20 protein-coding genes are annotated in these 15,148 nt (G+C 60.3%); all 20 read left to right on the top strand.

The genetic code is table 11. The annotated features are described in order from the left end of the window. Nucleotides 1-317 precede the first annotated feature (317 nt). The 20 genes from AB4P94_RS00395 (at nt 318) to AB4P94_RS00300 (ending at nt 15,135) form a co-directional block, all read left to right on the top strand. Entirely contained in the window at nt 318-662 is a 345-nt protein-coding gene (locus tag AB4P94_RS00395) for a phage holin family protein (RefSeq protein WP_395608942.1), read from the top strand. Between the two features lie 85 nt (nt 663-747). Continuing rightward, the gene (locus tag AB4P94_RS00390) at nt 748-951 is read left to right on the top strand and encodes a Com family DNA-binding transcriptional regulator (protein WP_395608941.1); all 204 of its coding nucleotides are present in this window, start codon (nt 748-750) and stop codon (nt 949-951) included. After that, entirely contained in the window at nt 941-1,456 is a 516-nt protein-coding gene (locus tag AB4P94_RS00385; RefSeq protein ID WP_395608940.1) for a hypothetical protein, read from the top strand. Before AB4P94_RS00390 ends, AB4P94_RS00385 begins: the two co-directional genes overlap by 11 nt. Nucleotides 1,457-1,541: 85 nt before the next feature. Continuing rightward, nucleotides 1,542-2,057, top strand: coding sequence for a hypothetical protein (locus AB4P94_RS00380; protein WP_395608939.1), 516 nt, complete (start codon nt 1,542-1,544; stop codon nt 2,055-2,057). 3 nt (nt 2,058-2,060) lie between these two features. Further along, nucleotides 2,061-2,669, top strand: a complete 609-nt coding sequence (locus tag AB4P94_RS00375; RefSeq protein ID WP_395608938.1) for a phage baseplate assembly protein V — start codon at nt 2,061-2,063, stop codon at nt 2,667-2,669. 12 nt (nt 2,670-2,681) lie between these two features. Further along, complete coding sequence (locus AB4P94_RS00370; protein ID WP_176999501.1) at nt 2,682-3,014, top strand: phage baseplate protein; 333 nt, start codon at nt 2,682-2,684, stop codon at nt 3,012-3,014. Continuing rightward, a complete protein-coding gene (locus AB4P94_RS00365) occupies nt 3,011-4,006 on the top strand; it encodes a baseplate J/gp47 family protein (RefSeq protein WP_395608937.1) in 996 nt (331 codons plus the stop codon). Before AB4P94_RS00370 ends, AB4P94_RS00365 begins: the two co-directional genes overlap by 4 nt. Beyond that, the gene (locus tag AB4P94_RS00360; protein WP_395608936.1) at nt 4,003-4,632 is read left to right on the top strand and encodes a phage tail protein I; all 630 of its coding nucleotides are present in this window, start codon (nt 4,003-4,005) and stop codon (nt 4,630-4,632) included. Before AB4P94_RS00365 ends, AB4P94_RS00360 begins: the two co-directional genes overlap by 4 nt. Continuing rightward, entirely contained in the window at nt 4,633-6,756 is a 2,124-nt protein-coding gene (locus tag AB4P94_RS00355) for a phage tail protein (RefSeq protein WP_395608935.1), read from the top strand. It abuts the gene before it with no gap. A gap of 2 nt (nt 6,757-6,758) precedes the next feature. Then, nucleotides 6,759-7,397 (top strand): hypothetical protein, encoded by a 639-nt coding sequence (locus tag AB4P94_RS00350; protein WP_395608934.1) that lies wholly within the window; start codon nt 6,759-6,761, stop codon nt 7,395-7,397. A gap of 85 nt (nt 7,398-7,482) precedes the next feature. Next, nucleotides 7,483-7,656, top strand: a complete 174-nt coding sequence (locus tag AB4P94_RS00345) for a hypothetical protein (RefSeq protein WP_395608933.1) — start codon at nt 7,483-7,485, stop codon at nt 7,654-7,656. 2 nt (nt 7,657-7,658) lie between these two features. After that, entirely contained in the window at nt 7,659-8,825 is a 1,167-nt protein-coding gene (locus AB4P94_RS00340) for a tail protein (protein ID WP_016970774.1), read from the top strand. Next, a complete protein-coding gene (locus tag AB4P94_RS00335; protein WP_395608932.1) occupies nt 8,825-9,331 on the top strand; it encodes a phage major tail tube protein in 507 nt (168 codons plus the stop codon). Before AB4P94_RS00340 ends, AB4P94_RS00335 begins: the two co-directional genes overlap by 1 nt. A 220-nt stretch (nt 9,332-9,551) precedes the next feature. After that, a complete protein-coding gene (locus tag AB4P94_RS00330; protein WP_395608931.1) occupies nt 9,552-10,124 on the top strand; it encodes a phage tail assembly protein in 573 nt (190 codons plus the stop codon). Nucleotides 10,125-10,252: 128 nt separating this feature from the next. Next, nucleotides 10,253-12,478: a phage tail tape measure protein gene (locus AB4P94_RS00325; protein WP_395608930.1), complete on the top strand. Its 2,226-nt coding sequence runs from the start codon at nt 10,253-10,255 to the stop codon at nt 12,476-12,478. Next, entirely contained in the window at nt 12,478-12,861 is a 384-nt protein-coding gene (locus AB4P94_RS00320; RefSeq protein WP_395608929.1) for a phage tail protein, read from the top strand. Before AB4P94_RS00325 ends, AB4P94_RS00320 begins: the two co-directional genes overlap by 1 nt. After that, nucleotides 12,854-13,066, top strand: coding sequence for a tail protein X (locus tag AB4P94_RS00315; protein WP_395608928.1), 213 nt, complete (start codon nt 12,854-12,856; stop codon nt 13,064-13,066). Before AB4P94_RS00320 ends, AB4P94_RS00315 begins: the two co-directional genes overlap by 8 nt. Before the next feature lie 9 nt (nt 13,067-13,075). Beyond that, the gene (locus AB4P94_RS00310) at nt 13,076-14,083 is read left to right on the top strand and encodes a phage late control D family protein (protein ID WP_395608927.1); all 1,008 of its coding nucleotides are present in this window, start codon (nt 13,076-13,078) and stop codon (nt 14,081-14,083) included. 6 nt (nt 14,084-14,089) lie between these two features. Beyond that, complete coding sequence (locus tag AB4P94_RS00305; RefSeq protein ID WP_395608926.1) at nt 14,090-14,647, top strand: glycoside hydrolase family 19 protein; 558 nt, start codon at nt 14,090-14,092, stop codon at nt 14,645-14,647. Continuing rightward, complete coding sequence (locus tag AB4P94_RS00300; RefSeq protein ID WP_395608925.1) at nt 14,635-15,135, top strand: lysis system i-spanin subunit Rz; 501 nt, start codon at nt 14,635-14,637, stop codon at nt 15,133-15,135. Before AB4P94_RS00305 ends, AB4P94_RS00300 begins: the two co-directional genes overlap by 13 nt. Nucleotides 15,136-15,148 lie beyond the last annotated feature (13 nt).

Raw genomic sequence — 15,148 nt, 5'->3', positions numbered from 1 at the left:
CAACACCCGGCAAGGATGCCGACGCTCTTTAGTTTCACCGCTTTAAAAACAGGCAGCGATGAACCGGCCTCATAACGGTTCAGAGGGTTGGCAACTGACCCGGGTGTGCAGCGTAAAGCACCAGAAGCAGTTATCCGGCAGACAGGGATCGTGGTCGGAAAAACATTGAGGAAAGAACCGTACCGCGCCAGTAGCGCCGAACGTTCGAGGACAGCATTACTGAAAAGCCCGGGCAACCGGGCTTTTTGGAATGCCTACCTATCGAAGCATGTGTAAATGAAATACGGACTATCTAGAGCTCAGCCAGGAGGCGTGACATGACAAACGAGCAGCAAGCGTTAGCGGAAATGCCCATCTGGCTGGTGATCATATTGGCCGTGATTGGCGGCGTTTCCGGGGAAATGTGGCGTGCAGACAAGGAGGGCGCTCGCGGCTGGTCGTTGATTCGCCGGCTGGTGCTACGGTCCGGGGCCTGCATGGTGTGCGGGGTTTCAGCGTTGATGCTGTGCTACGCCGCCGGCATGTCGATCTGGACCGCCGGCGCCATCGGTTGCCTCACTGCCATGGCCGGCGCAGACGTCGCGATTGGCCTTTATGAGCGTTGGGCGGCCAAACGAATTGGAGTCAGCGACCCTCCAACCCCGCGCCCGGATCAGCAGTGACGTGCATTTGATGCGTTGAAGTGAAGTGCGCGAGCCCCACCCCCGGCGATGCAAGCGGGTATGTGGCTCGTGAAGGAGTCCACAGATGCTGAAGGACCTTAGATGCGGAAGCTGTAAGAAATTACTTGCCCGGACGGACAAGTGTAACGAGCTCCAGATCAAGTGCCCCCGGTGTGGGACGCTGAATCATGTGAAGGCCACGAGTCTCGAGCAATCGCCTGTGAGCGACGTAAAAGCGGAATCCTCCGCAATAAATCGACCCCAAAAAGGTGATCAACATGTCCAGTAGTGGTTTTCATATTATTCCGTTCACTCAAAACGGAAGCTCGGTACTACCTCCCCGTAACTTCATGCTGGTCGGGCAGTATCTCGAGTCTCCCAGCAAGCAGTACAAACTGATCCTGGAGGCCGACGCGAACCTGGTGCTTTACGATAACGGCGTCAAAATCTGGGTGGCCGATAGCTCGGTGCCTTACACCTACGTAGACGCCCGTCCTAATTCGGACCTGGTTAACTGTTTCTACATGCAAGGCGGGGCCATTCTCGTCGACCATGTCCACAGCCGTACCTGGATCGCCCTGACCAGCTGGATTCCGGTACAGGACCAGGCTGGCCGACCTGATCGTACCTACTTGCAGTTGCAGGATGACGGCAACATCGTCTTGATCGACGGCGTGCCCATGTGGGCTCGTTTTGGCTTTACTCCCACGGCGGCGCCTACGCCTCACGTGTTCTATCCAGATCACGGTACCGGCCCGCTGCCTACCTTTCCGGCATGGAGCTGGACCTTCTAAGCGCGTTACCCGATAGCAGGAAGTCCCCGCCATTGTGCGGGGCTTCCCGCCCTTATCGGCAGTCACCGATGCAAGGATGCCCAAGATGACACTTATTGAAAAACCTTCTCAGCTGCCCATTGCGATCGGCGAGGTACTCAAGGGTGCCTTTCCACAGTTGCAGGTGGGCAATCGCCAGGACTTTCAGGCTGGCGAGCGTAAACCCGGTGTGCTGATTAGCGTAGAGCGCAACGGCCCGGATGTTCGCGCTCTTGACGGGCGTAAAGCCCACGTATTGTTGATTTCTCTCAAAGTCATGGTCGTCAGCGGTTCCGCACCTTTTGATGCCTGCGACCTGGCCAGCCAACTGATGGACTTGGCCCTGGATAACCGCTGGGGGCTACCGCCAGCGCAGTGCGATTTGCCCGCCGCCATTGTTGCAGTGCCGTCGATACAAGCCAGTACGGAAATGGACTACGACACTTGGACCGTATCCTTTAGCCAAACCGTCTATCTCGGCCAGCGACTGCTCGAAGACCCTACAGGCACGCCGCTGTTTGCCTGCACCTGGGAGGTCTCGAACATTAACGACCCCGCTCAATACAAACCACTGGCGGAGTAGCCCATGTTTGACGCGCTGTTACGCATGCAACTGGGGCCGATCGTCGAGCGCCTGGCGGAAATGGAGGCCCAGCTCGAAGACCTTTACCGGCGTGCCGAAAGTTTCTGCCGGATTGGCGTGTGCCAGGAGGTCGACGCCGCCAGCAATACCTGCAAGGTCAGCCACGGCGAGCTACTGACGCCCGCCATCCGTTTTTTCAACCCCAGCGCCGGCGCGCAAACCGAAACACGCATCCCGTCCGTGGGCGAACAATGCCTGTTGCTCAACTACGGCGGCGGGGAAGGTGGCGGCCAGTCTGTAGCCCTGTTCGGTCTTAACAGTAGTCAGTTTCCGCCGGTCTCCAGTGTTGCAAGCCTGACCCGGCGGCGCCATCAGGACGGCACCCAAAGTGACTACGACGACGCCAGCCACACCTTCAACTGGGCCAACGGGCCTACCACATTCAGCGGTTCCCGTGAGCGGGTCGACGTCAAAGTCGGCGCCGCCAGCCTGACGATCACGCCCCAGAGCATCACCTTGCAAATCGGCGGCACCGGCCTGTTGCTGGATGCCGGCGGCGCGCACTTCAGCGGCCCGGTGGTGGACCACCAGGGCCGGGTCATCAGCCCGTGACAAGGACATCCCATGATCGGCATCGATCGCAACACCGGGGCAGCCGTCGATGACTGGCTGCAATTTGTGCAGCGCGCCACCCGAGCGCTGACCACCCCCGTGGGCACTCGTCAGAAGCGCCCGCTGTACGGCTCGATGATCCCGCAACTGCTCGGCCAGAACCTGGGCGACGACCTGTTGATCCTCGCCCAAAGCCACGCAGCCCAGGCGTTCTACAACACCCAGAACGGCATCGGCGATTTTCAACCCCAGGTCATCGTCGCCACCCGCCAAGGCGCCGGACTGCTGTTGCGGTTTGCCGGCACCTGGAAAAACCGCCAACAATCTTTCGAGGTCGTGACATGAGCATGTTGATCCCGGGCCAGAACCAACTGGCCGAACCGGCCATCATTGCGGTCGACGAGTTCGAGCCGCTGCTGGCTGAATTCAAGGCGTTCGTTATCGATTACGTGGCCACCCGTGCCCCGCAAAGCGCCGCCAAACTCAAGGTCAGCCTCGACAATGAAAGCGAGCTGCTGACCCTGGCCCTTGAAGCCTTCTGCATCCGTCTGCAAACCCACGAGCGCAAATACAATGCGCGCATCAAACAGATGCTGGCGTGGTGGGCCACCGGCAGCAACCTGGATGCTCGCCTCGCCGACATGGGCCTGGAGCGCCAGGTGCTCGACCCCGGCGACCCGGCCGCCTTCCCGCCAGTGCCGCCGACCCTGGAAAGCGACGACGACGCCCGCCTGCGTTATTACCTGGCACCCCACGCACCGGCGGCGGGCTCGCGCATGCAGTATCGCCGCGAGGTGTTCACCCTCGGCGAGCGGCCATCGGTGAAGGTGCAAAGCGCAACGCCGGGCGTGGTAACGGTCAGCTACACCTTTGACCCGGACGGCTACGCGGCGCAGGTCAAAGACGGCAATGGCCGGCGAACCGCGCCGGGGGAAGTGATGGTCACCGTGCTTTCAAGGGAAGGCGACGGCACGCCGTCTGCCGCTTTGCTTGACGGCGTGCGCCGCCATTTCGCACGACCCGATGTGCGCCCGGAGACCGATCTGGTCAGCGTTCAGGGCGCACAGATTCAACCCTACAAAATCCGTGTGGTGGCCAAAATCAACGCCGGCCCGGATTCGGGGCTCACCCAAGTCGCCGCCCAGAAACTGTTGCGTGACTATGCCGAGTCCTGCCATCGCCTCGAAGGCCGCGTCGACCCGAGCTGGATCGACTACGCCATTCACAGCGCCGGGGCTGCGCAACTGCAGATTCTTGAACCCCAGGCACCGATCATCAGCACCGCGTTCCAGGCCCCGTATTGCACGGGCGTCGAGGTGGAGGTGCACACGCTATGAGTGAGCCCAAGGCAAGTCTGTTACCCGCCAACAGTTCCCCACTGGAAAAGGCGCTGGACCTGGGGTTTGGCAAGCTGCTTGACCGGGTGGTGCCGCCGTTTCCGGCGTTGATGAACCCGTTGCAAACACCCGCCGAGTTCTTGCCTTACCTTGCTGCGGACAGAGGTGTCACCGAGTGGAGTGCCAACGCTCCGGAAGCTGAAAAGAGGGCCACCGTAAAGCTCGCTTGGCCGACTGCGAGGCAGTCAGGTACACGCAAGGCATTGGAGAATGCAGCAGTTGGCTTGCAATTGGCCCCTGAAGTTCGCTCGTGGTACGAGCAATCACCCGTGGGCGAGCCCTACAACTTTTCGGTGAGGGCATTCACGAGTCAAGCCTACAGCCAAGAGGTGGACGCGCGGCTCGATCAACGCCTGGCAGCCGCAAAAAGCGAGCGCGATATCGTAACGGTCTCCGTAGGGCTTAGTGCATCCGGCAACCATTCTCTAGCTGCCGCTACGGTATGCGGCGAACTTACCACTATCCATCCGATTGTCATCGACGGGCTGAAAGCCACAGGCGATGCATTTTGCGCTGCTGGGCTTTACAGCGTTGAAACCTTCACCAGTTATCCACAGGGGTCCTAAATGGCCGACTTCTATACGCTACTTACAAATGCCGGTATTGCTTACGAAACCGCCTGCAAGGCAGCAGGCTTGCCGATCAAACTCTCACAGATCTCGGTCGGCGATGGCAATGGCGCTGTCTACAACCCGGATGCGACTGCCAAAGCGCTGAAGCGTGAGGTATGGAGAGGGCCCTTGAATGCCCTTTTTCAGGACGAAAAAAACCCGAGTTGGCTGCTGGCGGAAGTCACCATTCCGGCTGATGTCGGTGGATGGTATGTACGAGAGGCGGGTATCTGGACCGATACCGGTGTGTTGTACGCCATCGTCAAATATCCGGAGTCATTCAAACCGGTGTTGGCAACCTCCGGATCAGGCAAAGAATTTTACATTCGCTCTATTTTCGAAACGAGCAATGCGTCTCTGGTGACGCTGTTGATTGATGACACCGTGGTCAAGGCAACCCGTGCTTGGGTTGTGGGCTTTCTCGGTGATGAGTTGGCCAAGCTTGATAACAAGCAATCGGTACGTGTTGTGTCGACAGCGAACATTGCGCTGAGCGCTGCGCAGCAGATCGATGGCGTTGCCGTGATTGCCGGCCAGCGTGTGCTGGTTGTGGGCCAATCTGTGGCGAAGGACAACGGCATCTATGTGGTTGCCAATGGTGTTTGGTCGCGTTCGCCGGATGCCAAGTCCGGTGAATCTGTCACCCCTGGGCTTAGCGTCATTGTTGAAGAAGGTAACGCTTACGGTGGGTCCCTTTGGCAATTGATCAGCAAGGGGCCCATCGCATTGGGTACCACGCCCTTGGCGTTTGAGATGCTCGCAGGAAGAAGTGGTGTTCAGGCTGGGGCCTACAGCGTTCTCACCGTCGACAAGTATGGGCGTGCCGTACGCGGTGCCAACCCGGAAACGCTTGCCGAGATGGGTATCAAGGATGCCTATACCAAAGGCGAAGTAGCGTCGATGTTCGGGAAACTGACCGATGAATCGAAGTTGCCACTGAGTGGCGGGACCATGGCTGGCACGATCAGCGCGGACTTCCCGGGTATGGCCGGCTATTTCGTGGATTGGCAAAAGCGCATACCTGCCATTCAAATCAACTGCCCGAACAACGCGTATGCCTATTCCATCTGGAAAGGGACCATGTGGGGGGAGCGCCATCTGGCGTCCATGGACGTTTACGCGGGCGGAACCTCCACTTCGCTTCCTGTCGTGGCGCTTCACGTCGGCGGGGTACCCGCTGCGTTCGTTTTTGATGGGCAGGGAAACCAGACCATCAAGGGCGCGTACATCGGTGAGGGCGGCCAGCTACAGAACCTCAACGCGAATGCCTTGACCCAAGGCATCGTGCCACCTGCCCGACTGCAAGGTTCTTATAGCATTGATGTCGCCGGAAACTCCGGTACAGCTTCGCGGTTAGCAGCACCGCGGCTAATCAATGGTGTGCCGTTTGATGGTACGGCCAACATCGCGATCTCTGACAGTGCCAAGTTACCCCTCGCAGGTGGCTTGATGTCTGGTACTGCCACCTTTGATGTACCCGACATGGGCGGTGGCTTTGTTGCATGGCGCGGCCGTTCTCCGGCCATACAAGTTAATGCACCTGCCAACTACATGGCGTATCTGGTGTGGCGGGCAACGTGCTGGAATGAGCGACATCTTGCGGCAGTGGAGGCCTATGCCGGCGGAACCAGCACCACGCCTCCCCAAGTCGTCACCCATGTGGGGGCCACCAACAATGCCATGACCATTACCGAAGGGGGGCATCTGTCGATTTCAGGCATCTACAGCGGCAATGCTGCTGGCCTGACTAACCTGCCGCAGGCCACGGCCGATGTGCCCGGGACGGTGCTGAAAAATACCGCCTCGCTGGGACCCAGTGGTTGGTGGAAGTGTGCTCAGACCGGGATGATCAAGCAGTGGGGGATTACCTTGGGGGCCTCGGACACCGTCACCCATCGCAGTTTTCCTATCGCGTTCCCCAATCGTTGCTCATCGCTTGTTGCAAGCCGTACGAGCGTGTTTTACAGCGATACTTCAACAGGCACCAACACCCTGATCGTCAGCAATACACAGTTTTCGGTTATTTCCGGCCCGTTCAATTCACCTGATGACATTTACTGGGAGGCCACAGGCTACTGACTATGACGATCTTCTTTCATGCCAAAACACTAGGTTTTTACGACACTCGAGCCCATGGCGAGCGAACGCTCTGGATCCCTGATCCCTCGTGGGAGAGACCTCAAGTGAACATTCCGGATCAGGCTTGGGAAGCTGATCCAAACAACCCTGAAGCCCAGCGGCCCATGGTCAGGATTGCAGATGTCACGGCTGAACCACCCTTGATTGAGGTGGCAAACCCGGACTGCTACTTGCCGCCCGCGCAGGAGCTTTCGCAAGTCGGCGCGCAAGAGTATGAGGCGCTTTTTGCAGCTCAAGCCTCTGGCAAAGTCATCGCAGCCGACGGCGCTCGCCCCATCATTGCCGCACCGCCGGAACCGACGTGGGAGCAACGCAAGCTTGAGTTTGTCGCGGTCGTTCAGGCCTTCCTGGATCAGACGGCCAAGTCTGCGGGATACGACGATATCAAAAATGCCATCAGCTATGCCGATGAGCCTGCCGTACCGCGCTTTCAGGTTCAAGGCCAGGCCTTTCGTTCCTGGCGCTCTGTCTGTTGGGCGTACTGCTACGAGCAATTTGATGCCGTAGAGCAGAAAACGCGCGAAGTGTTCAGTCCGCAAGATCTCGTTGCTGAACTGCCGAAGCTGTCGCTCCCGCAGTGAAGGCATTTTTGTAGCTTCACACTCCGTTTCCTAGACACCCACACGAAACCGCCCTGCGGTTTTTTTTATGCCCGGAGATCCACCCATGGCCAACCGCCAAACCTACACCGTCCTCATCCCATTCCCCACCGGAGGTGGCCACTGGTCCACCGCTGGAGAGGAGCTGGAACTGCTCGACGTCGAAGCATCCGCCCTGCGCACCGCTGGCCGCCTGGAACTGACAGGCGTCCTCAACTCCACCCCAAAGAAGGCTGACTAACCATGGCTGAGGTTTTGAACTTCGAGCACAACGGCATCACCGTGAATGCCACCGAATCCCCCGAGGCCATGGGTGGCCTGGGTGATAACGTGATCGGCTTGGTCGGCACTGCGCCGAATGCCCATGCGTCGATCCCGAAAAACGCGCCGTTTCGCATCAACAGCTTCACCACCCAGGCGCTGCTGGACCCGACCGGCGCCGAGTCGGGCACGCTGTTTCAGGCGGTGTACCAGATCCTCAAAGTGGTCAAGGTGCCGGTCTATGTGGTGATCGTGGAGGAGGGCGCAACCCCGGCCGACACGATCAACAATGTAATTGGCGGCAACGAACCAACCACCGGCCGCAAACTGGGCCTGGCGGCGCTGGCGGGTGTGCCGGAAGACCTGACCATCATCGGCGCGCCGGGCTTCACCGGCACCAAGGCCGTGGCCGGTGAGTTCGCCTCTTTTGGCAAGCGTATCAAGGCCCGTGTGGTGCTGGATGGCAAGGACGCCAGCGTCGCCGACCAGGTGACCTACAGCGGCGAGCTGGGCGGTGCCGACCTCGGTTTCGACCGTTGCCTGTTGGTGCACAACATGCCGTCGGTGTACTCCAAGGCGGCGAAGAAAAACGTGTTCCTGTCGCCGTCTTCGCTGGCCATCGCCGCACTGGCCAAGGTCAAGCAGTGGGAAAGCCCGGGCAACCAGGTGACGTTCGCCGAGGATGTTTCCCGCGTGGTCGAGTACAACATCCTCGACACCTCCACCGAAGGCGACCTGCTCAACCGCTATGGCGTGAGCTACTACGCCCGCACCATCCTTGGCGGTTTTTCGCTGCTGGGTAACCGCTCGATCACCGGCAAGTTCATCAGCTACGTCGGCCTGGAAGATGCCATCAGCCGCAAGCTGGTCAAGGCCGGCCAGAAAGCCATGGCCAAGAACCTCACCAAGTCTTTCATGGACCAGGAGGTCAAGCGCATCAATGACTGGCTGCAAACCCTGGTAGCCGACGAAACCATTCCTGGCGGCAGCGTGTACCTGCACCCGGAACTCAACAGTGTCGAGAAGTACAAGAACGGCACCTGGTTCATCGTCATCGACTACGGCCGCTACGCGCCGAACGAACACATGATTTATCAACTCAATGCCCGCGATGAAATCATCGAGCAGTTCCTGGAGGACGTTCTCTAATGTTTACCAACCGTGTAAGACAGGCCATTGCGGCCACCCTGCAAGGCCTGCCGTTGTCCGCGACGGTGACCTCCTTCACCCCGCCGAAAATCGACTTCGATATGGAGTCCATGACGGGCGGGCGGTTTATTGCCGAGGAAATGGCCAAGAGCGCCAAAGCGCTTAACGCCACCCTGGAACTGCAAGGTGCTGGGCCGGAAATCATGCTGGCGCTGGGCGTGCGCCTGGGCGACGACATCTTGCTGAATGTGCGCGAAGCCGGCCAGGATCAGGACGGCAAGACTTACTTCACTTACCACACCGTCGGCGGCAAGTTGAAAAGCCTGGCTGAGACGCCGCTGAAAATGGGCGAGAAACCGACCACCACGCTGGAACTGACCTGCCGCACCTACAACCGCCTGGAAAACGGCATCCCGGTGATCGACATTGACGTGCGCACCCAGAAGTTCGTGCTCAACGGCGTCGACATTCTCGGTGATGCGCGCCGCGCGGTATTGATGCCTTAAGAGAAACCATGACCTGAAGTGGGCACGGTCAAATGTGGGAGCCGGGCTTGCTGTGGCGAGCAAGCTTGCTTGCGCTGGGGAGCGAAGCGCCCCCAAAAAAGCGGACGACTGCTGCGCAGCCGAGCGGGAGCAAGCTCCCTCGCCACAGCAAGCCAGCTCCCACATTTGACCGCACCATGCTTCAGACGCTTTTTAGCCACGTTTCAATAAGGAATTACCCATGGCCTGGATGCCACCGCTGCACATCCTGCTCTCGCCGATTACCGCCGACACCGGCGCGACGATCGAGCAGATTCAACTCAAACCGCTGTACTACGCCGCGCAAAAAGAGGCGCTGGCCCGGGCCGGTGATGACGAGGACGACCAGTTCTTCGAACTGGCGAAACTCGCCACCGGCCTGTCGGAAAAAGAGCTCGACCAACTCAAGCGCCCGGACTACGTGAGCATCGCGCAATACGTGCACGAAATGTCGACACGCCCTGCATCGTTCTTCCTCGGCAAGGGTGATGAGCCATCGCAGCATGAACAGGTGCAACTGCTGCTGCCCCTGGACACCGCTGGCCGCAACCTGACCGCGCTTAGCCTGGAAATGCCGGCCCTGCGTGCCACCAAAGTCATGAAAAAACTGACCACCAATAAAGAGCGCGCCGAGTTCATTACCGCTCACTGCACCGGCTTGATGATTCCTGACTTGGCCGGCCTGACCGTGCCCGACTGGACGGAACTGCAGGAGCGCATCGACGATTTTTTAAACAAACCGGCGGACTTCTTTCGCAGCGCGACATCGAAGTAATCCTCGATGTGGTGCCGCTGATTTACTCGGTCAATGAGGCAGAGATCCTCGACTGGGACGCCGGTAAAGCATTGCGCCGCTACGACATCGCGATCAAACGCCTTGGCGTCAAACAGGAGTAGAGCGGTATGGCAGGCAATAACGATGCAAGCGCGTCAGCCATCGCCACGGACGGCGACCTGACGCTGGGCCCGCGTGAAACAGCAATGGCGCAGGCCCGTCTCAAACCCATCGCATCAACGCTCACCGATCCCGCGGGGGCAGTGCCGGGCGAGGCCGTAAAGCTGGGTCTGGCCTTGGTCAACACCAGTGTTGAGATCAATCATCTCGCGGCGGGGCAGGCCCGGCTCGTGGAAACCCTTGAGCTGTTCAACGCCTCGTTGCTCAAGCTGATGGACGCTCGACAAGCCGACGCGGGCGAGGGCGCAGGCCAGGCAAAAACCGCAACACCCGCTGGAAAGCCCAAGCCCTCGCAGGCGCTGGATGCCGCGATGACCGACCTCGACCAGGTCCTGAAATTTGTCGGGGGGCAGCGTAAACAGTTGCGTGAAGCCAATCTGGCGATGGCCTCGGAACCGATGGTGGCGGCGAGTGGCGCCAGCGCCGTGGACCTTTCTCGGGTCGAGTATGTGGCCGCTCGTTCGGGTGTCGGCAGCGAACACAAAGATGCTTCGGGCAACATCGATGGCGTGGCTCGCCAGCAAGACCTGACGCAGTTCGCCCGTGACGCCGCGATCGTGGCGACCGCCTTCAAGATTGACGTCAAAAATGCCGGCGAGATGATGGGGGGCTGGCGCGAGACGATGAAACTCGACCGCACGAAAACCCATGACCTGGCGGACGCAACCAATGTGTTGGGCACCAGTGTTTCGCTCAAGGCTGAAGCGGCGGATATCGGTGCCATTGTGCAACGCCAGGGGGCCGCGGCCACCGCCGCAGGCATGACCCCGGAACAGGCGGCGGCGCTGTCGGCCGCGTTGCTAAGTGCGGGCAACAACAAGAGCGCGGCAGGTGCCGGGCTGGAAAAAATCAGCAGCGTTCTGGCCAAAGGTGATGGCGCTTCTGAAGGCCAGCGCAACGCGTGGGCAGCGCTCAAGCTGGATCCCGCATTGCTCGCAACCGGGATGAAGCAGGACGCGCCGCAAACCCTGCTCACCGTGCTTGAGGCGCTGAAGGCGCAACCTGCCCAGAAGCAGGCGGCACTGGCGGCGCAGCTGTTTGACGGTAACCAGTCGATTCTGAGTCTGGTACCGACCATCGACACAGTGAAGCAGGCGTTTTCGCTGGTGGCCGACAAGTCGGTGTATGCGACCTCCGCACTCGGTGAGCAAGGCTCGGTGCTGCGTTCGGCGGCGGTTCGCGCAGACTCCACGCAAGCGCATCAACAGGCTTACGAGGCCAGCACCACGCGCCTGGGCAGTGCCAAGGACGTGGCGCTGGCGCCGATCGTGGATACCTCGCTGACGGCAATGACCGCGTTGGTCAATGGCGTGGGTTGGTTGGCTGAGGCGTTGCCCAAGGCCACGGTCGCCGTGGCCTTGGCGGGTGCGGTGCTGGCTCCGGTGTTTTCTGGAGTGTTTTCCGGGTTGCTCGGTGCGGTGAAGGACAAGGTGTTCGAGAAGGCTGCCGGGAAAATTCTCGGGGACGGTGATACCACCTCCGGCAAGCCCGGCTCGACTGTCGGCAAAGAGAAACCCAAGGGCAGCGAGACGCCTGTGGGTAATCGGAGGGCAGAAACGGCTCCGAGAAGCACCAGAACAAGCAAGGCCGTGCGAAACGGCTCGCTTGGCATAGTGCTGGCGGGGGCCGGCGTTGATCTTGTCCAGGGTGCGATGAACGGGAACCTGGGTAAGGCAGTGGGCACCACGGTTGGCTCGGTGGGCGGCGGCATAGCGGGTGGTCTTGCTGGCGAATTTGCTGGCATGGCCGCTGGCCGTTTACTGGGCACGCTTGCCGGTGCTGCGATCGGTTCGGTTGTACCCGGAGCCGGCACAGTGCTGGGTGGCGTAATGGGCGGAGTGGCTGGTGGCGCGATTGGCAAAGTAGTCGGTGGCGCGCTGGGTACATTCGCCGGCAGTGATATCGGCACGTGGCTGAGTGAGAAGTTGATGGGCTCCAGCGACCGTTTGCCGTCGCCCGATGAGACCAGCAAAAACCTCAATAACGCTCAAGCCGACAACCGCCAGATCAACTTCGCCCCGCAAATCACCATCAATGCGCCCGAGCAGGCGGGCTATCAAGAATTGGCCGCGCTCGTGGTGCAACAGATAGAGGCGCAATTCACGCCACTGTCGATGGACAGCCTGCTGGGCACGCGACGTGATTCGGCCCTGACCGATACAGGAGTGGTGTGATGCGACAACAGATGGCATTGGGCCCGTTTATTTTCGGGCTGGCCCGTGGGTTCGCCTACGACTCACTGGGCCGCATCAGCAGCGGGGGCTGGGGCAGCCTGGATATTGTTTCCGGCAAACCCAAGTCCACCCAGGTCGGTCAGGCGCTCGAAACACTCACCTTCGGTGGCAAGGCGGCAAAGGCGCTGGGCATGGCGCGGCTGGATGAATTGCGTGCGCTGCAGGCCCTGCGCGTGCCGTTGCCGTTGGTCGATGGCGTGGGCCTTAACTGGGGGTTGTGGACCGTCAAGTCGGTGGACGAAAAACAGTCCAGCGTGATCGACGATGGCACGGCCATGGTGATCAATTGGGTGTTGGTACTGGAGGAGTTCGTCAATGCGTAGGGTTCGAAGTATTGCCGGTGACTCGGTGAACCTGTTGCTCTACCGCGAGCTTGGCCGCTGTGATGACGCGGCCGAGGAAGTGCTGTGGCGCTTGAATCCGCAGCTGGCCGAACAGGCCGCAGTGTTGCCGGCGGGTGTCAGCGTGATCGTACCGGAGCTGGAGACGCAGCCTGTGGCCAAGCAACCGGTTTCGGCCTGGGATTAAGGAGCAATCATGACACTTGGATTCACACCCGTGGTGGAGATTTACGGCGCCAATGCCGCGCTGCTCAATGAGCGGCTATTGGAGTGGGAGCACACCGATGTAGCCGGTTTCAAGTCTGACCAGCTCAAGCTGACACTCGATATCGAGGGCCTTGAAGGGTTGCCGAGTCTGGGCGGAAATATCGGCCTGCGCGTCGGTTACCTCGAGTCCGGCCTGGTGGATAAGGGACGGTTCAGGATCACAAAGCGCACACCCTCGCTGTTCCCGTTGCGCCTGGTGCTGGTGGCGACGGCGGCGCCGTTTGATCACGCCGAGTTCAAGCAGCGACGCACCGCCAGCCACGGGCCGATCAGCCTGGGTGCGCTGTTTCGCCAACTGACGACGCGCTACGGCTTCTCACCGCGTGTGGCGCCGGACCTGGAGAATGAACAGATCCTGCACATCGACCAGACCAATGAAAGCGACATGGCGTTTCTGACGCGGTTGGCCAAGCGCTTTGACGCGGTGGCCAAACCCGTCGATGCGCTGTATGTGCTGGGCCGCAAAGGCACGATCAACTCGCTGTCGGGGAAAATCCTGCCGGATGTAGAGTTGTCGATCACGCGGGACAATCGCCCGGGTGACCGCGCGTTTATCAACGCCACCTTCACCGACTCCAGCCGAGCCACCTACTTGGGGGCGCGAGCGTCCTGGTGGGATGCGGGGGCCGGTAAAAAGCGGACGGTGGAGGTGGGGATCGAGCCCTTCAAAGTGGTGACGCAGCGCTACCAGAATGAGGCCGAAGCGAGAACTGCCGCTGAGGGCGAAATGCGTCGAGTCGGCCGGGAAGGGTTGGAGGTCAATGTGGTGTGCCCCGGAAATCCGGCATTTGGCGCCGAAGGCTTGTTACTGCTGGACGCGTCGTGGCCCGGTTTCATGCAGGGCCGGTGGTCGATCGACAGCGTGACGGCCAGTGGCAAACGCAGCGAAAGTTACCGATGCACGATCAAGGCCAGCGGCCTTGCCCCGGCTGAGTGAGGGCTTATGTTGATAACACTGTCTCAACTGCTTCAAATCTTGCCTGGAGCCCGCCTGAGAGCGGGCGTTTTTTTGCCGGCATTGAATGCGGCAATGTCCAGGTTTGAGATCGGCCAGCCCAAGCGCATCGCTGCGTTTCTCGCGCAAATAGCTCACGAATCCGCTGAGTTGCGTTACGTGCGCGAACTGGGCAGCGACCAGTACCTGAGCAAATACGACACCGGGCCCCTGGCCGTGCGGCTGGGCAATACGCCTGAGGCTGACGGTGATGGCCAGAAGTACCGGGGCAGGGGGCTCATCCAGATCACCGGCCGGCGCAACTATTTGGCATGCAGCCAGGCGTTGTTCGGCGACGACCGGCTGCTGCAACAACCTGAGCGGCTGGAGCAACCGCAATGGGCCTGTGAATCCGCCGCCTGGTTCTGGCAAAGCAACGGTTTGAACGAGCTGGCCGACAAGGACCAGTTCACCACCATCACCCGGCGCATCAACGGCGGGCTCAATGGCTTGGATGACCGTTTGCACTTTTGGGCGCGGGCCAAGGCGGTGCTATGCGTTACCTAGCGGTTTGCCGCGTAGCGGGTATTTGCCTGTTGATGGCCGTTGTGTGGCAGGTACAAGCCTGGCGTTACGGCGCGCAGCTTGAACGGCAATCGGCGGCTCAAGTACAGGCACTCAGCCTGCAACGCTCCCTTGCCTTGCATCAACAGCAATTGCAGCAAGACAAACGGCTGGCGCTGGAACAACAACTCAGCGCCGGCGATCAACAACATACCCAGGAGTTAAGCGATGCCAGGCGTGACCAGGCTACTCTGCGTGACCGCTTGGCCACTGCTGATGTGCGGCTGTCAGTCCTTCTTGACGCCAGCGACCCCGCCAACGGTTGTACAGTGCCAGCCCCTGCCACCACCGGCGGCGTGGTTCATGCAACCGCACGCGCCCGACTTGACCCGGCGCATGCTCAACGAATTATCAGCATCACCGACGACGGCGATAACGCCTTGATCGCCTTGCGTGCTTGCCAGGCTTACGTGCACGCCGTCGCCCGTTAGCGTCTTGCATCAG

The organism is Pseudomonas sp. B22129, assembly GCF_044218875.1.
Taxonomy (GTDB): domain Bacteria; phylum Pseudomonadota; class Gammaproteobacteria; order Pseudomonadales; family Pseudomonadaceae; genus Aquipseudomonas.
This window is presented reverse-complemented; position numbering and strand designations above follow the sequence as displayed.

Coding starts and splice junctions, on each gene's coding strand:
- AB4P94_RS00380 (WP_395608939.1), top strand. CDS start 1,542: ATGACACTTATTGAAAAACCTTCTCAGCTGCCCATTGCGATCGGCGAG.
- AB4P94_RS00370 (WP_176999501.1), top strand. CDS start 2,682: ATGATCGGCATCGATCGCAACACCGGGGCAGCCGTCGATGACTGGCTG.
- AB4P94_RS00375 (WP_395608938.1), top strand. CDS start 2,061: ATGTTTGACGCGCTGTTACGCATGCAACTGGGGCCGATCGTCGAGCGC.
- AB4P94_RS00395 (WP_395608942.1), top strand. CDS start 318: ATGACAAACGAGCAGCAAGCGTTAGCGGAAATGCCCATCTGGCTGGTG.
- AB4P94_RS00300 (WP_395608925.1), top strand. CDS start 14,635: ATGCGTTACCTAGCGGTTTGCCGCGTAGCGGGTATTTGCCTGTTGATG.
- AB4P94_RS00320 (WP_395608929.1), top strand. CDS start 12,478: ATGCGACAACAGATGGCATTGGGCCCGTTTATTTTCGGGCTGGCCCGT.
- AB4P94_RS00335 (WP_395608932.1), top strand. CDS start 8,825: ATGTTTACCAACCGTGTAAGACAGGCCATTGCGGCCACCCTGCAAGGC.
- AB4P94_RS00310 (WP_395608927.1), top strand. CDS start 13,076: ATGACACTTGGATTCACACCCGTGGTGGAGATTTACGGCGCCAATGCC.
- AB4P94_RS00340 (WP_016970774.1), top strand. CDS start 7,659: ATGGCTGAGGTTTTGAACTTCGAGCACAACGGCATCACCGTGAATGCC.
- AB4P94_RS00315 (WP_395608928.1), top strand. CDS start 12,854: ATGCGTAGGGTTCGAAGTATTGCCGGTGACTCGGTGAACCTGTTGCTC.
- AB4P94_RS00360 (WP_395608936.1), top strand. CDS start 4,003: ATGAGTGAGCCCAAGGCAAGTCTGTTACCCGCCAACAGTTCCCCACTG.
- AB4P94_RS00325 (WP_395608930.1), top strand. CDS start 10,253: ATGGCAGGCAATAACGATGCAAGCGCGTCAGCCATCGCCACGGACGGC.
- AB4P94_RS00305 (WP_395608926.1), top strand. CDS start 14,090: ATGTTGATAACACTGTCTCAACTGCTTCAAATCTTGCCTGGAGCCCGC.
- AB4P94_RS00350 (WP_395608934.1), top strand. CDS start 6,759: ATGACGATCTTCTTTCATGCCAAAACACTAGGTTTTTACGACACTCGA.
- AB4P94_RS00385 (WP_395608940.1), top strand. CDS start 941: ATGTCCAGTAGTGGTTTTCATATTATTCCGTTCACTCAAAACGGAAGC.
- AB4P94_RS00365 (WP_395608937.1), top strand. CDS start 3,011: ATGAGCATGTTGATCCCGGGCCAGAACCAACTGGCCGAACCGGCCATC.
- AB4P94_RS00390 (WP_395608941.1), top strand. CDS start 748: ATGCTGAAGGACCTTAGATGCGGAAGCTGTAAGAAATTACTTGCCCGG.
- AB4P94_RS00330 (WP_395608931.1), top strand. CDS start 9,552: ATGGCCTGGATGCCACCGCTGCACATCCTGCTCTCGCCGATTACCGCC.
- AB4P94_RS00355 (WP_395608935.1), top strand. CDS start 4,633: ATGGCCGACTTCTATACGCTACTTACAAATGCCGGTATTGCTTACGAA.
- AB4P94_RS00345 (WP_395608933.1), top strand. CDS start 7,483: ATGGCCAACCGCCAAACCTACACCGTCCTCATCCCATTCCCCACCGGA.